The organism is Nocardia rhizosphaerihabitans (assembly GCF_014646295.1).
Classification (GTDB): Bacteria; Actinomycetota; Actinomycetes; order Mycobacteriales; family Mycobacteriaceae; genus Nocardia; species Nocardia rhizosphaerihabitans.
This window is the reverse complement of record NZ_BMNE01000011.1, coordinates 50670-68517: the sequence shown is the minus strand read 5'-3', so window position 1 is coordinate 68517 and position 17848 is coordinate 50670. Positions and strand designations below refer to the sequence as shown.

At 67.5% G+C, this 17848-nt stretch carries 14 protein-coding genes; 5 read left to right on the top strand and 9 right to left on the bottom strand.

Going from position 1 to position 17848, the window contains the following annotated elements; genetic code table 11:
- The 7 genes from IEY60_RS31655 to IEY60_RS31625 all read right to left on the bottom strand — a co-directional run bounded on the left by IEY60_RS31655 (position 1) and on the right by IEY60_RS31625 (position 9407).
- A complete protein-coding gene (locus IEY60_RS31655; RefSeq protein WP_189034206.1) occupies positions 1-1707 on the bottom strand; it encodes a thiamine pyrophosphate-binding protein in 1707 nt (568 codons plus the stop codon).
- Positions 1708-1712: 5 nt separating this feature from the next.
- Positions 1713-2621 (bottom strand): SDR family NAD(P)-dependent oxidoreductase, encoded by a 909-nt coding sequence (locus IEY60_RS31650; protein WP_189034205.1) that lies wholly within the window; start codon positions 2619-2621, stop codon positions 1713-1715.
- Complete coding sequence (locus IEY60_RS31645) at positions 2618-4441, bottom strand: flavin-containing monooxygenase (RefSeq protein ID WP_189034204.1); 1824 nt, start codon at positions 4439-4441, stop codon at positions 2618-2620. The genes IEY60_RS31650 and IEY60_RS31645 overlap by 4 nt, the downstream gene beginning before the upstream one ends.
- Positions 4442-4468: 27 nt before the next feature.
- Positions 4469-5842: an aromatic ring-hydroxylating oxygenase subunit alpha gene (locus IEY60_RS31640; protein ID WP_189034203.1), complete on the bottom strand. Its 1374-nt coding sequence runs from the start codon at positions 5840-5842 to the stop codon at positions 4469-4471.
- A gap of 30 nt (positions 5843-5872) precedes the next feature.
- Entirely contained in the window at positions 5873-6718 is an 846-nt protein-coding gene (locus IEY60_RS31635; protein WP_189034319.1) for an SDR family NAD(P)-dependent oxidoreductase, read from the bottom strand.
- Positions 6719-6726: 8 nt separating this feature from the next.
- The gene (locus IEY60_RS31630; RefSeq protein WP_229740300.1) at positions 6727-8322 is read right to left on the bottom strand and encodes an SMP-30/gluconolactonase/LRE family protein; all 1596 of its coding nucleotides are present in this window, start codon (positions 8320-8322) and stop codon (positions 6727-6729) included.
- A gap of 290 nt (positions 8323-8612) precedes the next feature.
- On the bottom strand, positions 8613-9407 hold the full coding sequence (locus IEY60_RS31625) for a FadR/GntR family transcriptional regulator (protein ID WP_189034202.1): 795 nt from the start codon (positions 9405-9407) through the stop codon (positions 8613-8615).
- A gap of 123 nt (positions 9408-9530) precedes the next feature.
- Here IEY60_RS31625 and IEY60_RS31620 point away from each other — a divergent pair, with 123 nt between their 5' ends.
- The 5 genes from IEY60_RS31620 to IEY60_RS31600 all read left to right on the top strand — a co-directional run bounded on the left by IEY60_RS31620 (position 9531) and on the right by IEY60_RS31600 (position 14790).
- On the top strand, positions 9531-10700 hold the full coding sequence (locus IEY60_RS31620; protein ID WP_189034201.1) for an acyl-CoA dehydrogenase family protein: 1170 nt from the start codon (positions 9531-9533) through the stop codon (positions 10698-10700).
- A gap of 79 nt (positions 10701-10779) precedes the next feature.
- A complete protein-coding gene (locus IEY60_RS31615) occupies positions 10780-11718 on the top strand; it encodes an acyl-CoA dehydrogenase family protein (RefSeq protein WP_189034200.1) in 939 nt (312 codons plus the stop codon).
- Positions 11719-11720: 2 nt separating this feature from the next.
- Positions 11721-12497 carry an enoyl-CoA hydratase/isomerase family protein gene (locus IEY60_RS31610; RefSeq protein ID WP_189034199.1) on the top strand — a complete coding sequence of 259 codons (777 nt, stop codon included), beginning with the start codon at positions 11721-11723 and terminating at the stop codon, positions 12495-12497.
- An 11-nt stretch (positions 12498-12508) separates the two neighbouring features.
- The gene (locus IEY60_RS31605) at positions 12509-13738 is read left to right on the top strand and encodes an acyl-CoA dehydrogenase family protein (protein WP_189034198.1); all 1230 of its coding nucleotides are present in this window, start codon (positions 12509-12511) and stop codon (positions 13736-13738) included.
- Positions 13735-14790, top strand: a complete 1056-nt coding sequence (locus IEY60_RS31600) for an acyl-CoA dehydrogenase family protein (protein ID WP_189034197.1) — start codon at positions 13735-13737, stop codon at positions 14788-14790. Before IEY60_RS31605 ends, IEY60_RS31600 begins: the two co-directional genes overlap by 4 nt.
- 164 nt (positions 14791-14954) lie before the next feature.
- Here IEY60_RS31600 and IEY60_RS31595 read toward each other — a convergent pair whose 3' ends face one another.
- The gene (locus tag IEY60_RS31595; protein ID WP_189034196.1) at positions 14955-16649 is read right to left on the bottom strand and encodes a class I adenylate-forming enzyme family protein; all 1695 of its coding nucleotides are present in this window, start codon (positions 16647-16649) and stop codon (positions 14955-14957) included.
- The gene (locus tag IEY60_RS31590; RefSeq protein ID WP_189034195.1) at positions 16643-17836 is read right to left on the bottom strand and encodes a MaoC family dehydratase; all 1194 of its coding nucleotides are present in this window, start codon (positions 17834-17836) and stop codon (positions 16643-16645) included. Before IEY60_RS31590 ends, IEY60_RS31595 begins: the two co-directional genes overlap by 7 nt.
- Between the last annotated feature and the right edge of the window lie 12 nt (positions 17837-17848).

Below are 17848 nucleotides of genomic sequence, written 5' to 3'. Positions count from 1 at the left end.
CTACTGGGTTCCTTCCGCGTACCAGGTGCGGAACTCGTCGTATGAGGGCATCTCCTCGGAGTTCGCCTTCGGATCGACCGCTACGTGGATCACACCCGGCTTGCCACTGGCGTAGGCCCGCTTGATCGCCGGTGCGATGTCCTCTTCGCGGTCGACGTATTCGCCGTAGCAGCCGAAGCCCTCCGCGACTTTGTCGAGTCGGGTCTCGGTGCTCCAATGCACCCCGGTCTCGAGCGATCCCTGACCGAAGGTGCGTTTGTAGACGCCGACCTCGAGACCCCACGCGTAGTCGACCGCGACCACAGCAACCAGCGGAAGATTCAGTCGGACAGCGGTTTCCAGCTCGGCGATCTGGAACTGGAACGAGGAGTCGCCGGAGATCAACATCACCGGGCGGGTGCGGCCCTGGGCGACCGAGGCGCCGACCGCATAGGGCAGCCCGGTGCCGAGGTGGCCGAAGTTCTGGTTCCAGATCACATCGTGCGGCTTGGCCTGGGAGTAGGTCCAGCCGAAGATGGTGGTGGCGCCGCCGTCGCGCACCATGATGCCGTCGGCGGGAAAAGCCTTGGTGGCCTCCACGATCAGCCGTGCCGGATGCACCGGGCTGCGCCCGGACGGCGCGGTCTCGGCGAGTTCGGCCAGCCGCGCGGCGTCCTGCTGGATCCAGCCCGCCAGTTCCGGGGTGGCCGTGCGCGGGGTGTCGCGTAGTGCCGCCACCAGCTGGGGCACAATCGCGCGCAGGTCGCCGACCAGTGGTACATCGATCGGTCGATTCACCCCGATCGCGGCCGGATCCTGTTCGATCAGAATCCATTTCCGGTTCGCCTCGCCCGCCACCCAGTGTCTGCCACACCCGTAGTGCACGGGTTCACCCAGCTCGGTGCCGATCGCCAGGCACAGATCCGACCCCACCACGGCCTCGACCGCCGACGGGGAGAAGCCGTAGGGGAAGGTGCGCTCCTCGAGCCCCTTGATGTAGGACGTACCGCCGGAGGTCTGGATCACCGGAACCGCCAGCAGCTCGGCCAGTTCCCGGACCGCCGCACCGGCGCGCGAGGTGTGCACGCCGTGGCCGACCAGCAGGATCGGCTGCTTCGCCGCACGCAACAATTCGACCGCCTCGGCGACCTTGTCCGCGCCCGCGGTCTGGCCCACCAGGCGATAGCTCGCCGGCGGCAGCGGCTCGGGCACCTCGAGTTCTTCCTGGATGACATGCGAGGGATATTCGATATAGACCGGGCCGGGGGTTCCGCTGAGTGCCTTGCGCAGGCCCTCGTGGATGATCTCGTCGGTCTGATCGGCGTATTCGATACTCGCGCTGTACTTCACCGAGTTCTCGAACAGCGCCGCCTGTTTCACGAATTGGATCCGGCCGCGGCGGACCCGCTGCTCGGTGATCCTGGCGCGCTGACCGCCGAGGAAGATCACCGGCGAATGCTCCACCATCGCGCACATCATCGCGCCGGCGAGATTGGCGACACCGGGCCCCAGCGTGCCGATGCACACCGCCGCCGTGCCGGTCATCCGCGAGACCGCCTCGGCCATGAAACCGGCCGACTCCTCGTGGTGGGGTGCGATGACGTTCCAGCCGCGCTCCTCCGCGAGATGGAACATGTGCACGAAATTCGGATCGGGGATACCGAAAATCGTGTTGATGCCTTCGGCTTCGAACAGCTGAAGGATCCTTTCATAGACCTTGACCGACATGCCGGTTAGCCTTTCGTGACTAGCGCGAAACTCTTCCTGAGGTGTTCTGTGTGACCGGCCGGAACCGGCGGCAGGATCCATGAATCCGCGGTGTCGCGGATGGCGTCGATCTGCTCGCCGATCTGCTCGATCGTCCACGCGGGCCGATGGACCCCCGGGGTTTCGGCGATATAGGCCCGGCCCACCCGTCCGGCGACGGCCACCAGCATCTCGCCGGTGATCGAGCAGGATTCGTGGGCGAGCCAGCCGACCGCCGGGGCCGTGAGTTCGGGTCCCATCGGCGGATAGGCGGAGGTGTCGAGACCGTCGGCCAGGCGGGTCACCGCGGCGGGCACGATGACATTGCTCGTGATCCCGGACTCCGCGCCCTCGAGCGCGATCACGTTGGACAGCCCGATCATCCCCGCCTTGGCGACAGCGTAATTGGCGACGCCTTTGTTGCCGTAGAGCCCGCCGATCGAGGAGGTGAGGACGACGCGGCCGTACCTGGCGTCGGCCATGACCGGAAATGCCGGGCGCACCACGTGGAAAGCTCCGCGCAGGTGCACGTCGAGCACCGACTCGAAGTCGTCGTAGCTCAGCTCGCGCAGGGAGCCGTAGCGGACATTGCCCGCATTGTGCACGAGGATGTCGAGCCGCCCGAAGTTCGTCAGCGCGACGTCGACGATCGCTTGCCCGCCCTCGGGCGTAGCGACCGATTCACCGCACGCGACGGCTTCGCCGCCGGCCGCACGGATCTCGGCCACGACCTCGGCGGCGGGATCGCCCTCGACACTGTCGCCACGCACACTGCTGCCCAGATCGTTGACCACGACCTTGGCGCCCCGCGCGGCCAGCAGCAGCGCGTAGGCGCGGCCGAGACCGCGTCCCGCACCGGTGATCACGGCGACGCGACCGTCGAAGCGCAAGGTCATCTGCTCAGCTCCAGACCCCGCAGATCGCCGCCGTCGCGCCACGCCTGCAGGAGGTCGCCGAAGGCGTAGAAGCCGGGCCAGTACGGTTCGCCGAGGTGCGAGCGGATCTGCTTCTCGCCCTCGTTGTTGTAGTAGCCGGGTGTGCACTCGCGCTGGAAAGTGCTGTTGTCGACGGCTGTTTCGCGCACCGTGCGTACCCAGTCGCGTACGGCCTCGACCGTGGGCTCGACCGTGGTCGCGCCGGTGTCGGTGGCCTGCTTCAGGATGTAGGCGATGTGCTCGGCCTGCTGGTCGAACATGTCGGTGGTGCTCGCGGTGACCCCGCCCTGGAGGAACCCGGTGAAGAAGAGATTCGGAAATCCGGTGGTGGTGAGCCCGTGCAGGGTCTGGTAGCCCTCCCCCCAGTGCTCGTAGAGCGAGAGCCCGTCGCGGCCGGCGAACGGCGCGATGCCGAAGCGGCGGTCCAGGTCGGTGGTGATCTCGAAGCCGCTGGCGAAGATGATGCAGTCGACCTCGTGTTCGGTGCCGTCGGCGACGATGCCGGTGGCCGTGATGCGTTCCACGCCTTTGGTTTTCGCCACGTCGACCAGCGTCACGTTGTCGCGGTTGAAGGTAGGCAGGTACTGGTCGTTGAAACACGGTCGCTTGCACAGGAATCGGTAGTACGGCTTGAGCGCGGCCGCGGTGGCCGGATCGTTGACGATCTCGTCGACGCGCGTGCGCACGCGCTCCATCGCCTTGTAGTCCTCGATCTCGCGCAATTCCATGAACTTCTCCGGCGTGAGCGTCGCCCACCCGCCGCTGGCGCTGAGGTGCGCCTCGAGGTTGCGGCTGACCTCGGTCCAGCCGTCGCAGATCAGGTCGGGCTGGCCGGGGGCGAACGCCTCGAACGCGGCGGTGTGGAAGTTGCGCTTGCGCTCGCGGGTCCAGCCCGGCTGCACCGAGGCGGCCCATTCCGGATCGGTCGGCACGTCACCGCGCTCGTAGACATAGGACGGGGTGCGCTGGAAAACGTAGAGGTGCTCGGCGGTCTCGGCGAGGTGCGGCACGATCTGGATGCCGCTGGCGCCGGTGCCGATCACCGCGACCTTCTTGCCCGCGAGCTTGTCCAGGCCGCCCTGCATCGTGCCGCCGGTGTACTCGTAATCCCAGCGGGCGCTGTGGAAGGTGTGACCGGTGAACTCCGAGATCCCGAGGATGCCAGGGAGTTTGGGCTTGTTGAACGGGCCCTGCGCCATGATCACGAAGCGGGCGCGCAGGTCGTCGCCACGGTTGGTGCCGATGCGCCAGCGGTCGAGCTCGTCGTCCCATTGCAGCGACTTCACCAGCGTGCTGAAGATCGACCGCTCGTAGAGGTTGTAGTGCTTGCCGATGCGCTGCGCGTGTTCGAAACACTCGTCACCGCGCGCGTACTTCTCGGTCGGCATGTAGCCGGTTTCCTCGAGCAGCGGCAGGTAGGCGTAGCTGTCGGTGTCACACTGGATGCCGGGGTACCGATTCCAGTACCACGCGCCACCGAAATCACCTGCCAGCTCGATGATCCGGAAGTCGGTTACCCCGGCTTCCTCGAGCCGGGCGGCGGCGAGCAGGCCCGCCCAGCCGCCGCCGAGGATCGCGATGCCGATCTCGTCGGTGATGGGTTCTCGCGGCACCACCGCCGTGTACGGGTCACCCTCGTAGAAGTCGGTGAAGTCGTCATCGGTCACCAGGTACTGGCCCTGGCCCTCCGTGCGCACGCGCTTGTCGCGTTCGGTGAGATAGCGGGCCCGGAGTGCCTCGACATCGACGTCGGGGGTCTGCGTGGGTGCGCAGTCGCTCATGCGGATTTCCTTGCTGGGGTGGGTGATTCAGGTGAGATCACGCGGCGCGCCGGTGTCCATGTACCGGGCGAGGTTGTGGTGCAGGTTCACCACGCTGCGCTCGCGATACGGGTTGGGCTTGGGGCCGGAGAAGCCCCGCGATTTCATGCCCTGCTGTACGGCGGCCATATTGTCGAAGTCCTGCGGCAGCACGGTGCGCCAGCCGGGGTCACCGACCGGTGTGTACTCCCATTCGGTCTGCGGCTCTTGCCCTTCCGGGAACAGCTCGAACACAGCGGCCTCGAAGATGCACTTGTCCGGATCGGTGCCGTAGGGGCGGAACCGGTAGCAGAGCATGTTGTTGACCGCGTGCCCGATCTGGAAGTTCGGGAAGATCTGCCAGGCGGTGCCACTCTGGGCGACGATGTCGGGCTCGACCTTTGGCCAGTCGACGCCACGTGCCTGGTCCTCGGCCCTGGCCGTTTCGAGCCAGTATCGCAGCACCTGGTCGGACGGGGTGCCCTCGGGCAGCTCGTCGACGAGCCGGTTGGCCACGTCCACCAGCGTGCGAGTGGTGTTGGTATTGGCGTTCTCCCAGGTGAAGTTCTGCAACTGGGCGGTGGAGATTCGGGCGTCGGCACCGCCACCCACCCGCAACTTCGCCTGGTTCTCCTCCATGCCCTTGGGCGCGTCGTAGCCGATATTGCTGTGCTTGCCCTGCGCACGGGCCCAGCCGAGGAAGGAGCCGAAATTCGAGAACTCGGGGTGTGTGTAGGGGACGTGGTAAGTCTCCATGAACGCCTCGAAGGCGACCTTCCAATTACAGTCGAAGGTCAGCCATTTGCGCCACCGGTAGCGCATTTTCTCCAGCTCGAAATGTTCGAGCAGGCCCGCGGCGGGTTCGAGGTAGTCGCGCAGCGGCTCGCACTCGGGGTCCATATTGATCCAGACCCAGCCGCCCCAGGTGTCGATCTGCACCTTCGCGAGTCCGTCGTTGCGCTCGGTGAGACCGCACGGCCAGTCGTCGCGTTCGGCGACGAAGGTGTTGCGGCCGTCGAGGTCGTAGCGCCAGCCGTGGAAGCTACAGGTGAACTGGCGGGTCTGGCCGCGGCCGTCGTGCGCGCCCGGGGGAGTGTCCACCAGCCGGCGGCCTCGGTGCGCGCACACATTGTGGTAGGCGCGCAGGGTGTCGGGCGCGGTGCGGACCACGATGATCGAGTCGGCGGCGATCTCGTAGGTCAGGTAGTCGCCGACCCGCGGGATCTCCTCCACCCGGCAGACCTGCTGCCACACCTTGGCCCACAGACGGTCGCCCTCGGCCTTGGCGTACTCCGGGGAAATGTAGGCCTCGACACCGATCATCATCGGGGTCGACAGCGGATCCGCGGCGGGATCGCCGGTGTTCTCGGCGGTTTCGGTCATGATGTCCTCCTGGAGGAAACCGTGGGCTTGTCAGCGGGTGATGGCGGCGCGGAAGTCCTCGTTCTCGAGGAACAGCGAGGTGTGGTCCTCGCCCAGATGGGTCCAGCGCAGGTTCAGGCCGCCGTCCACGAGCAGCGTCTGGCCGGTGATGTAGGTGGACAGATCGGAGAGCAGGAACAGGATCGGGCCCGCCTGCTCCTGCGGCTGCCCGCGCCTGCCCATCGTGATGGCCCGGCGATCGCGGTCGGGGTCGTCACCGACGTAGGCTCGGGAGGCCGGTGTCTCGGTGACGCCGGGCGCCACCGCGTTGACCCGGATCCCGTCCTGCGCGAGTTCCACCGCGAGCGTCCTGGTCGCGGCGACCAGTGCGGCTTTGGCGGTGCCGTAGGCGAGGTGGAACGGTGCGGAATTCATGCCGCTGATCGAGGAGATCGACACGATGGAACCGGTCGATTCGCGTGCTCGCAGCTCTCGGGCGACCGCCTGGCTCATAAAGAACATCGTGTCCAGGTTGCGCGCGAACAGGTCGTGCCAGTCGGATCGGGTGATCCGGACGGCGGGCATCCACTGGGATGGGTCCGCGCCACCGGCCACGTTCACCAGTCCGTGCAGAGTGCCGGGGACCGCGCCGACCTGGTCGAGCACGGTCGCGATTCCTTCGTCGGTGCCCGCGTCGGCGGCGACCGGGATCACCGGGAGCCCCTCGGCGACCAGGGGCGCGATGTGGGTGTCGAGGTTCTCTGCCGATCTGCTCACCGCGATGACGGTCGCGCCTGCGCGGGCCGCCATCGCGGTGACGGCGGTGCCGATGCCGCCGCCGCCCGCACCGGACACGATGACGATGCGTCCGTCGAGCCCCAGACCGTCGTACGCCATATCCGTTGTCACGCTTCCTGATTCAGGGTGAGGATGCTGCCCTCGGCGTCGGCCGAGAGGTAGAGGACGCCGCCCGGGCTCGCGGTGATGCCTGCGAACGGGCCCATCGGGCCGGAGAACGGCGGGGTGCCGAGCAGCGGCTTGGCGACCACCCCTTCGGGCACGCCGACCGGCAGACCCGCGGCGAGAGTCCGGCGCGCTTTGGTCTCCAGGTCGACAACGATGACGGCCTTGAGACCGACGTCGACGACGAACAGTTGCGTGCCGCGCACCAGGATGCCGTGTGGTGTGTCGAGATCGTCGACCACGACGTCGACGCTGCCGTCCTTGATCGAAACGACGCGCCCCGCAACGGATTCGGAGACAAGTACGGATTCGTTCGGCCCGAAAGCCACGCCAAGCGGACCCGCGAGCCCGGTCGCGATGGCCTCGGCCCGGCCGCCGTGCAACAACATCACCCGGCCCGCGCCGAACTCGGCGACGACGATGCAGTGGTCGACGGTAGCGGCGATGCCATAGAGCTGGTCGTAGCCCTTCGCCACGATCTCGGTGTCCGGCTCGGGACCCAGCCGGTAGTAGGCGATCTCGCCCGAGGAGGTCGAAACGAGGAACTCGCCAGGGCCGACCGAGGTGGCGCCGCGCACGTAACCGGGGGTGTTGACGCTGAACAGCGAGGCGACCGGTTCGAGCTGGCCCGCACGCAGGACGTAGAAATACGTACCGTCGGCGACGTAGAGGTTGCCGTCGTGGCCGAAGGTGAGATCGAGCGGCCACATCAGCCCGCCCGCCAGGATCGGTGCAGTCGCGCCGTCGCCGAGGATCTCGGTGATCTCGCCGGTGAAGCTCGACACGAACAGCCGGTTCCCCACGAACGTGCAATTGTCCAGTCCGGGAGCGAGATTCGCCAGTACTCGACGGTCGCCGGTGCGTGGGTCGATGCGGAGCACCTCACCGGTGCCGACCTGGGTGGACACGATGAAGCCCGCGGCGTCGAACTTGACCGAGTCGGGGACGCCGAGGTCGCCGACGACACGTTCGGGCTCGCCGCCGTTCGGGTCGACGCGCCAGATGTCGTTGGTCCCCATGACGGGGTAGTAGAGGAGTCCGTCGGGGCCGAATTCCATCGCGTTGGGCATCGGCAGGTTGTCGACCAGTACTCGCGGAATGCTGCCGTCGAGCGGCAGTTCCATGAGCCGCCCGCCGATCCGGCACTCGTTGACGAACAGCCGGCCCTCGTGGAAGGTGATGCCGTTCGCGCCGGGCAGATCGTCACGCAGGACTCGGGTGGTGCCGTCGGGGTGCCGCACACTGACGCGGGCGTCCATGTACTCGGTGGCGATGAGATTGCCCTCGGTGTCGAAGACGAGATCGTCGGGGGCGACGATGTCCCCACCCTTGGCGCTGATGGTCTCGAGGCTGCCGCTGGCGACGTCGAGTGCGCTGATCTGGCTGCCCGCCACCTGCGCCACATAGATGCGGTCGTCGGCGCCGGTGCGCAGTCCGTTGGCACCGAAGAGTCGGCTCGGCGGTGTGAGTCGTTGCAGGCGCCAGCCTTCGGCGACGGTCAACGGTGTTTCGCTGCTGTAGCGCGCCCCTCGGGTCACTACGGGGCCCTCCCATACAGTCGGATCAGATGTGTTGCGGGCCACAGTACGGCAATCCTCATAAGGATTGCAATGTCGGATTCTGCTCCCGAACGTGCTGCTCAGGGGATATGTGCCGAGACGCCTCCCGGCGGGTGACGTGCTGGGGGCGCGCTGACCTGGACCGACACCGCCACGCGGATCGAAGTCACAAGAACAGTGTATGCGAGAACGGGAGAATCAGATTATCGAACGGTCAGAACGGGGCGTGCGAATATCAGCGAATCGCCTGGTGTGGGTGATGTGGTGGCTCATGGCCGAGTGTTCGACCGTGGCCGCGCGCCCTGCTTGGACGCGGTGATCATGTCGGAGTCGAACCGATCGAGCACCAGGCTCTGGGTGGCCGCGAGATGGCTGCGGTAGAGCCGCTCGGCCTCGGCGGCGCGACCCGCCTCGATCTCGCCTGCGATGCGCCGGTGGGTGCGTACGGCTGCGTCCGCCTCATCGTGCGACGGGTACTCGCCCTGCTGGGTGAGCTCGAGCGCCCAGGCCTCCTCCTGCGAGGACCACAGCGTGACCAGTGCGCTGACCATGTTGCGCACGGTGAGATTGGGCGTGTGGGCCACGATCAGATCGTGGAATTCGCGGGCGGTGTGGGTGAATTCGACGCCGTTGCCGAGCAGTGCCGAAGACTTTTCGACGTTCTCGAGCAGCGCGGGCACCACGGTGGTGGCGCGGTCGGCGCGACCGGCGCAAGCAGCCGCGCACAACGGTTCGAGCATCCGTAGTCCGGCGGCCAGGTCGCCGAGTGTCACCCGGGCGCCCTGCAGGGCAAGGCCCAAATGGTAAGCCGCCGAAGTCTCGTCGGGCCGGTGTACCTCGGCGCCGCCGACATTGCCGCGGCGGACGGTGACCAGGCCCTCGGTCTCGAGAATGCGCAGTGCCTCACGGATCGACGGGTAGCTGACGCCGAAATCCTGGACCAGCTGGTCCTGGGTCGGCAGCCGGTAGTCGGTGTCTCCGGTGAGGATGCGGGCGCGGAGTTCGTCGGCGACCGTCTCGGCGATTCGCCGTTGCGGGATCCTGGTGCGGCGTGCGCCCGTCATGCGGCCCGTCCAGTGCGTGCCGCTCCCCGAATCGTCGCATCCGCCATGGTGGGGAGTCTAGTCGCGGTGCCGATGACCCCACAAATATTGCTATCCTTATGAGGATTGGTTACCGTGCGTGGCATGGACTTCACCATGGGTGATGCCGCCGCCGGTCTCCGCGGTGAGCTCCGCGAGTTGATCGGCGCACAGGTTCCCGACGGTTTCCTCGGCGCGTTCACCGACGAGCCCGCCGACCTCGCGACAGCGCAGCGGTTCTGTGGCGTGCTCGCCGAACGCGGGTTGCTCTGCGCGGCATGGCCGCAACGCCACGGCGGGCGTGGCAGTTCGGTGTGGGAGCAGACCGTAGTCCGCGAGGAAATGTGGGCCCATCACGAACCGCGCGGCGCCCAGTACATGGGCGTCAACTGGGTGGGCCCTGCGATCATGCGGCACGGCAGCGCCGAACAGCAGCGCGAGCATCTGCCGCCGATCGCAGGCGGTGAAGTGATCTGGTGCCAAGGGTTTTCCGAGCCGGACGCAGGCTCGGACCTGGCTTCGCTACGCACCTCGGCGCGCCGTGTCGGAGACGGCTGGCGCATCAGCGGGCAGAAGATCTGGACCTCCTACGCCACGATGGCGCAGTGGTGCTTCCTGCTGGCCCGCACCTCCGATCGCGATCGTAAGCAGCAGGGGCTCACAGTGTTTCTGCTGCCGATGTCGGCGCCGGGCATCGAGGTGCGCCCGATTCGTTCCATGCTCGGACCGCACCACCTCAACGAGGTGTTCTTCGACGACGTGCCCGCCGAGGCAGCCGATGTGCTCGGCCGGGTGGACGAAGGCTGGTCGGTGGTGCGGGAGGTGCTGGCCTTCGAACGGGTCGGGATCGCGCGGTACGCACGGTGTGAACGTCTGTTGCAACTGGCTCCCACGGTGATCGGTGAACGCTGGGAAACAATGCCCGCGGCCCTGCGCAGCCGGTGGGCACGCATGCTCATCCGGGCGCGGCGGGCCCGACTGCTCGCCTACCAGGTGCTGGCCACTCAGAGTGCGGGCGCGGTCGCGCCCGGTGACGTCGCCGCCTACCGCATCGCGGTCACCCGGCTTGATCAGGAGAGTGCAGCCCTGCTGTCCGAACTCGCCGCTGATGTGCCCGACGAACAGGGCGCGCGGCGACATTTCCGCCGGGCGGTCGACGATCACTGGCGGTATGCCAACGCGGCGACCGTGGCCTCGGGCAGTATCGAGATGCAGCAGATACTGCTGGCACGCGCGTTGCTGTTCGGCACTCGGCGAGCCGGGGTCCCCGCGTGAGACGGCGGCACTGCCGCCGCAGGGAGAGCGGGGTCCCGGCGTGAGTACGGTCGCACCGCCGCCGCGGGGCGAGGGTGTTATGCACCTCGAATTAGCCGATGAGGCAATCGAATTCGGTTCGCAGGCGCTGCGCGCGCTGGGTGCCGCGGGTGGTGACGACATCGTCTGTGCCGCGGAGATCGAACCAGCGAACCGGAGCGCACTGGTGGACCCGGTGCTGTCGCGCCTCGGTGCGTGGGAGCTGGCGCCGCGCCGGGATCCGGTGGAACTGGAGGCGGCCGCGGCGTTGTGCCGCAGTGCGGGCTACTGGGCTACTCCCTATCCGGTGGCGGAGCGGCTCGCCCGCCCAGACGGTGCCGACGCTCTCGTCGTCGTGGCAGGGCCGCAACCCGCCGCCGCGATCGGTGGCCTCACGCTGCGGATCGTGGCGATCGATCCCGCCGGGCAGCGTGGCTCGGTCACCGCGTTGCCCGCCAGGGGCACGGCACGGGAGACCGCGTTCGTCACCCCGATCGCTGTGCGGCCCACTGGCCCCGACGGTCTGGACGACCTGGCTCTAGCCGTGACACTGCCGTGCTGGACATTGCTCGGCATGCTGGACCGTGCGCTCGAATTGGCCAGGGACCATGTGCTTGTGCGCGAACAATTCGGCAGGCGCCTGGCGGAGTTCCAATCTGTGCAGTTCCAGCTGACCGACGCCGAAGTGGAACGCAAGGGCGTCGAGATGCTGGCCCGCTACGCACTGTGGAGTATTCAGGCTGGGCGGCCCGATGCTGTGGCCGACGCGCTTGCGCTGCGGCTGGCCGCACTGGAAGCCGCCGACATCGTCTTCCGCGTCGCGCATCAACTGCACGGCGCGCTCGGATTCTGTGATGAGGCCCCGTTGTCGTGGCTGTCACGGCACAGCCTGCCGCTACGCCGGTTGCCGCTGGGGGTCACCGGCACCGAGGACTTGCTCGTCCGACGGATCGGCACCCGCGGACTGGCCGGTCTGTTCTCCGACCCGCAAGGAGCGTGACAGTGATCGAACCACTTCCGCCCGGACTCACCGTGAGCGCGGACGGCCCGGTGCGCACTGTGCTGATCGACCGTCCTGACGAACTCAACGCGGTGAACGCCGACCTGCATCGCGCGCTGGCGCGGGTCTGGCGCCACCTGGACGCCGACGCCGAGGCCAGGGTGGTCATCCTGACCGGGGCGGGCCGTGCCTTCAGCGCCGGTGGAGACCTGGAGTGGATCACTTCCTTCCTCGACGATCCGGTGGCCAGGGACGAGAGTATTCGCGAAGGCGCGGAGATCATCGAGGAGCTGCTGCGCTTCCCGCTTCCGGTCATCGCCGCGGTGAACGGCGCGGCTGTCGGTCTCGGCGCGAGCATCGCGGTGCTCTGCGATGTGGTGTTGATGTCGGAGTCGGCGTACCTGGCCGATCCGCATGTCGCGGTCGGGCTGGTCGCGGGTGACGGTGGCGCCGCCTTCTGGCCGTTACTCACCCCGATTCTGCGCACCCGCGAGTTCCTCTACACCGGTGACCGGATCGACGCCGCCACCGCGGTGTCAGTGGGTCTGGCGAGTCGAACCACACCCCCGGACGCGCTGTTGGACGAGGCGCACTCGCTCGCACACCGACTGGCGGCCCAGCCGGTCGAGGCATTGCGCGGCACCAAGCGGGTGGTGAACATGTATCTCACCCAGGCGCTGGCCGGTCCGCTGCAAGCCGGATTCGCCGCCGAGGTGGTGTCGATGCAGACCGATGAACACCGTGAGCGCCTGCGCGGGCTGCGGCGGCCCGCACGATGACGCGGACCGGAATGGTGGGGCCAGAACACCACGCGATCCCGCCATGGCCTGAGGATCTCGATGAGTTCCGCGAGCACGTCCGCCGGTGGTGCAGGCAGTGGATTCCCGCTGATTGGCGGCAGACCCAGACCGGTGCCTCCGACGCGGAATTCCAGCGGTTCCAACAGGATTGGTTCCAGCGCTTGCGCTCGGCGGGGTTCGCGGTTCCGCACTGGCCTGCCGAATTCGGCGGCGGCATGACGGTTTCGCACCAGATTGTGCTGTACCAGGAACTGGCCGCGCACGACGCGCCGCGCCTGGTGCTCGCGTTCGTCGCTATCCATCACGCGGCCGCCACGCTGCTCGCGGCAGGCACCGCCGAACAGCGGGCGCGGCATCTGCCCGCCATTCTCGACGGGGAGATCTGGGTGCAGGGCTTCTCAGAGCCCGACGCAGGCTCGGACCTGGCCGCGCTGCGCACCACGGCCTGCCGCGACAGTGGCGACTGGGTGATCACCGGGCAGAAGGTGTGGGCCAGCGGAGCACAGTACGCGCACTGGTGCCTGCTGCTCGCGCGCTCCGATCCGTCTGCGCCTGCACGACAAGGAATTTCGTATTTTCTGGTCGATATGCGCAGCCCCGGAATCGAGGTGCGACCGATTCGGCAGGCCACCGGCGAGTCCCATTTCTGCGAGATCTTTCTGGACCAGGTGCGGGTCCCGGCGAGCGCGATGATCGGTGCGGAGAATGCCGGGTGGCAGGTGGCCCAGCGCACCCTCGGCGCCGAGCGCGGGCTGACCATGCTCGAACTGGCCGAAAGACTCGGCAACGCGGGCTTCCGGCGGCTGGTCGCGGATGCCGCGCGTATCGGCCCGGGTGGGCGGGCGCTGGACGATCCGGTGGTCGGCGATCGCCTTGCCGAGCTGGAGATCGAGCTCACCGGACTGCGCGCGATGTGCCGTGACCTGGTGCAGCGGCACGAAACGAACACGGTCGGTCCGGCCGATGCTTCCATCGTGAAGCTGTACTACAGCGAACTGCTGCAACGAATGACCGATTTCGGTGCCGAGCTGGGCGGGGTCGGCGCGCATGCAGTGCTGAGCAAGCCCATGTCCGGTGGCTGGGAGTCCGGCGCCTGGGTGCTGGACTTCGTCAGCTCCTGGGAATGGACCATTCCTGGTGGCACCAGTGAGATCCAGCGCACCATCATCGCCGAGCGCGGCCTCGGGCTGCCTCGGGAACCAGCAGTGGGGGGCCGATGAACGACGAGTTCGCCGAGTTTCATGACCAATTGCGCACTCTCGCACGGGAATTACTGGAGAAGGCGGGGCCCGATCCGGTGCCATGGGCCACCATCACCAGTGCCGGGTGGCCCGGCTTGGCGGCGCCGGTCGAATTCGACGGCGCGGGAGCTACTTTCGCCGAAGTGGCGGTGCTGCTCGGTGAGGTGGGGCGCGCCGCAGCCGGTACCGCGCTGCCCAACGTGCTGGCGCTGTCGGTTCCCGCACTGGTCGATGTGGCAGCGGATGCGCTACGCGACAAAGTATTGCGCGAGACGATCGCCGGACTCGTGCTGCCTGTTCTGACACTCGACGCGGGCAGTGACGCGGACCCTGCGTTCGTTCTCGAATCCACCTCCGACGGACCTCGGTTGTGCGGCAACGCCGGGTTCGTGCTCGACGCGACGGCGGCCGACCTCCTGCTCGTACCTGTGCGGGAGAGTTCGGGGAACTGGCTGCTCGTCGCGGTGGCTCCCGATACTCGCGGCCTGTCGATCACTGCGGTGCCGCTGGTCGACGCCACCCGGTCGGCGGCGACGGTGATCGCCGACCAAGCCGCGGTGCGCGCCGTATGGCGTTTCCGAGGCTCCGATGTACCGGCGGGCTTGCGGGCGCGGGCCGCTGTGGCCATCGCTTGTGACTCCCTCGGTTCGGCTGACGCCATGCTGGCGGCAACGGTCGACTATGTCCGCGTCCGAGAGCAATTCGGTAGACCGGTTGGCTCGTTTCAAGCGGTAAAGCACGCGTGCGCGGACCTATTGGTACAGGTGACCGTCGCGAGGCAGCTGGTGGACGCCGGCGTCCGCGCGATCGCCGAGGGCGCGGCGGACGCGACTGTCGCCGCGGCGAAGGCGAAAGCGTACACCACCGGCGTGGCGGTGCGGGTGGCTGGTGCGGCAATGCAATTGCACGGCGGATACGGGTACACCTGGGACAGCGGCGTGCATGTCCACCTCAAGCGTGCAACGCTGAACCGTGCGCTCTTCGGTACACCGGCGACGCACCGGAAGGCGCTGGCCGCCCGCTACGCGTAGGTGGCGCCGTAGGTCGTCGGGCAGCGTAGCCGGAGACCGAAGTGCGAGAGGCTCCGAACCCCGACTCCGTTGTCGGCGTGCGGAACCCCTCGCGTGCACAATCACTGCGTGGTAACGCGGCGACGTCGTCGGCGCCGCGAGTGCTGCACGGTGACTGTGCCGGGCTAGTGCGCCAGCCGCGCGGCGGCGAGCTGCCGCAAGTCGGCCGACTTGATCTTGGCGCTGCCGGTGAGCGAGAAGTCGTCCTCGGCGAAGAGCAGGACATACCGGGGCACCTTGTAGCTGGCAAGACGTTCACGCAGAAATCCGCGCAGCATCTCACTGTCGAGGTGGGCGTCCGGTTGCGGCACCACACAGGCGACGACCACCTCACCCAGTGTGTCGTGCGGAACACCGACGGTGCGGCCGATCTTCACCCCGGGATACCGCGCCAGTTGTTCGTCCACCTCGAGCGGAGAGACATTGGCCCCACCAGTCTTGATGATGTCGGTGAGTCGGCCCGTCCAGTACAGCCGGTCCTCGTCATCGAGATAGCCGCCGTCGCCGGTGTGGAAATAACCCTCGGTGTCGAGGGTTTCGTCCAGCGGGGTACCGAGGTAGCCGAGCATGAGTGTGGGCCCTTTGACGCAGATCTCACCGCTGTCACCGCGATCGAGGACCGTCCCGGTGAGCGGGTCGGCGATCTTCACCCGCACCCCCGGCAGCGGTATCCCACTGCTGCCCGCATGCACGTGTTCGGGTGTGCACGCCGGATAACAGGTGGAGATCGTGAATGTCTCGGTGTTGCCGTAGGCGTGGCCGCACTCGGTCCAGTCCGTCCGCACCGTGGGGTGCCTACCGGCCGGAGTGCCGCGATCCACGAAGGTCAGGCTGCTCAGATCCGCGTCCGGCCAGTTCGGCGCGGCGGCCAGCTGCGCCCACTGGTGTGGCCAGGCCACCGGGAAGGTGACCTGCTCCGATTCGAACAGGGCGACCGCCTCGGTGGCGTCGAACAAGCGCTGCAGCACCAGAGTCCCGCCCACAGCCAGCGTCGTGCCCAGCGCCTGCCCGAAATTGCCCGACCAGAAGAAGCCGTTGGCCGCCCAACAGCGCACGGTGTCATGGCTGTCGAAGGCGAACATTCGCCCGAATCGCCACATCTGCACCGCGACACCGCGATGCGCGTTGCGGATGCCCTTGGGTTTGCTGGTGGTGCCGGAGGAGAAGAAGATCACTGCGGTGTCGCTCGGCTGGACCGAAGCTGATGTGGCCGCGATCAGCTCGGCCGGTTCGTCTGCACCTCGAGCCAGGAAGTCAGCCCACGCCTCGATCGCGGTGTCCGGTGCCGACTCGCCGACTACGGCCAGGTGGCGCAGGAACGGGTATGTCATGGACCTGAGTCCGGTCGGCGACGAATCAGCTAGTGCCGGTTCGAGTTCGGTGAGCACCGACAGGAAATCGGTTCGTGCGACCTGCCGTTCGAACAGGAGTACCGATATGTCGGACACCCGCAACAAGTGGTCGAGTTCGGCAGGAGTGGAGAATGTACTCAATGCGACGGCCACCCCGCCTGCTAGGGAGGTGCCGAAGACCGCGGCCAGCCACTCGGGCCGGTTCGTCATCAATACGCCGACGCGGGTGTCCTTGCCGACGCCGCAGGCACGCAGGGCGCGCGCCACTTCGACCGAGTGGTTCCACAGGTCGCGGTAGGTCCAGCTGGTCACACCGGTGCCGTCGTGCGCGCGCAGCGCCTCCCGGTCGCCGTAGCGCTCGGTCACCTCACGCAGGAAACCGGGCAGGGTGAGCGCCCCGAGTCCGGGTTCGTCGGACAGCGGCGGGCCGACCGCGATCGCCGAGCCGGCGGTGGGCGAATTCAGCATGGCAGTTCGATCTCGGCGGTGCAGGCCACCAGAGTGGTGTCGTCCTGGTTGGTGAGCTTCAGCCGCACCTGAACAAGGGGAACGCCCCACGCCGAATCGGGCTCCTTGCCGATAATCTCGGCGTCGAAATAGGTCACGTCACCTTCGAACGCCGGACCGCGGAAGTCGGCCTTCGTGTGCCGCACCAGACCGTCGTTGCCCGCCCAGTACGCGAGATAGTCGGTGCACCAGGCACCCATCGTCGCGCCGTAGCCATAGGCCCGGGCCATCCCGACCTCACCGGCCTTGTCGGCGTCGATGTGGCCACGGGACGGCCCGACGTAGAGTCCGTCGCGCTTGCGCGGGTCGATCCGCGCGCCTTCCTCGTCGAACCCGAATCCGTCTGTCCACCCGGGATCCTGATTGATCCACGGGTCGTCGATCCCCTCGGGCGCTGTCCAGCCGAAGGTGCCCCAGATGTTGAACAGGAACGCCCGATACTCGGTGGTGAAACTGGCGATGCTGTGCGGACCGATCACTCGGCGGGGGAGTCTGTCGCCCACCTTCACCTCGTCGAAACACGGTGACGTCCCGTCGCGGTTGGACAGGATCCACTCGTGGCGCAAGCGGTTGACATCGACGAGCTCGTCCTGAGTCCACCGCTTCACCGCACCCAACTGATTGTTGTACATGCCCCGCTTCGTGGCCTCGGCGGCGAGATATCGGATGGCGGTGGATCGCTCCCTGGCGACGAGCACACCGTGCTGATTGCGGTGGGTGGTGTCGCCGCGGGAGAACATGGTGGGTCCGGCGAACTTCGTTTCAGCCACCGAGTAGTCGTGGAAACGTCGCTCCTGGAACAAGGTGTCGCCGGGGCGTACCGCCGCGCCGTAGAACCACCACTCCTCGCCACCGAAGATCAGGTGGCTGCCCGGGATGCGCCCGACACAAGCCGGCTGCGCACCGTGCCCGTAATCCAGTGCTACCGCGATGGATTGGGGCGCGACGAGCCCGCCGTAGCGGGAGTTGCCCGCGAACTCGTGATCCCAGTGCAGCGGGTTCGGGTAGTCCATCGCCATCACCCAGCGGCGAATGTCGGAGGTGCTGCACGGATCCCACAGCTGCCCGCCACCGACGGGCTTGCCGACGCGGTGGTCCACATCGGTGAGATCGAGTTCGATATCCGCGGTGCGCGTGTTCGTGGCCACAGGATTCTCCAG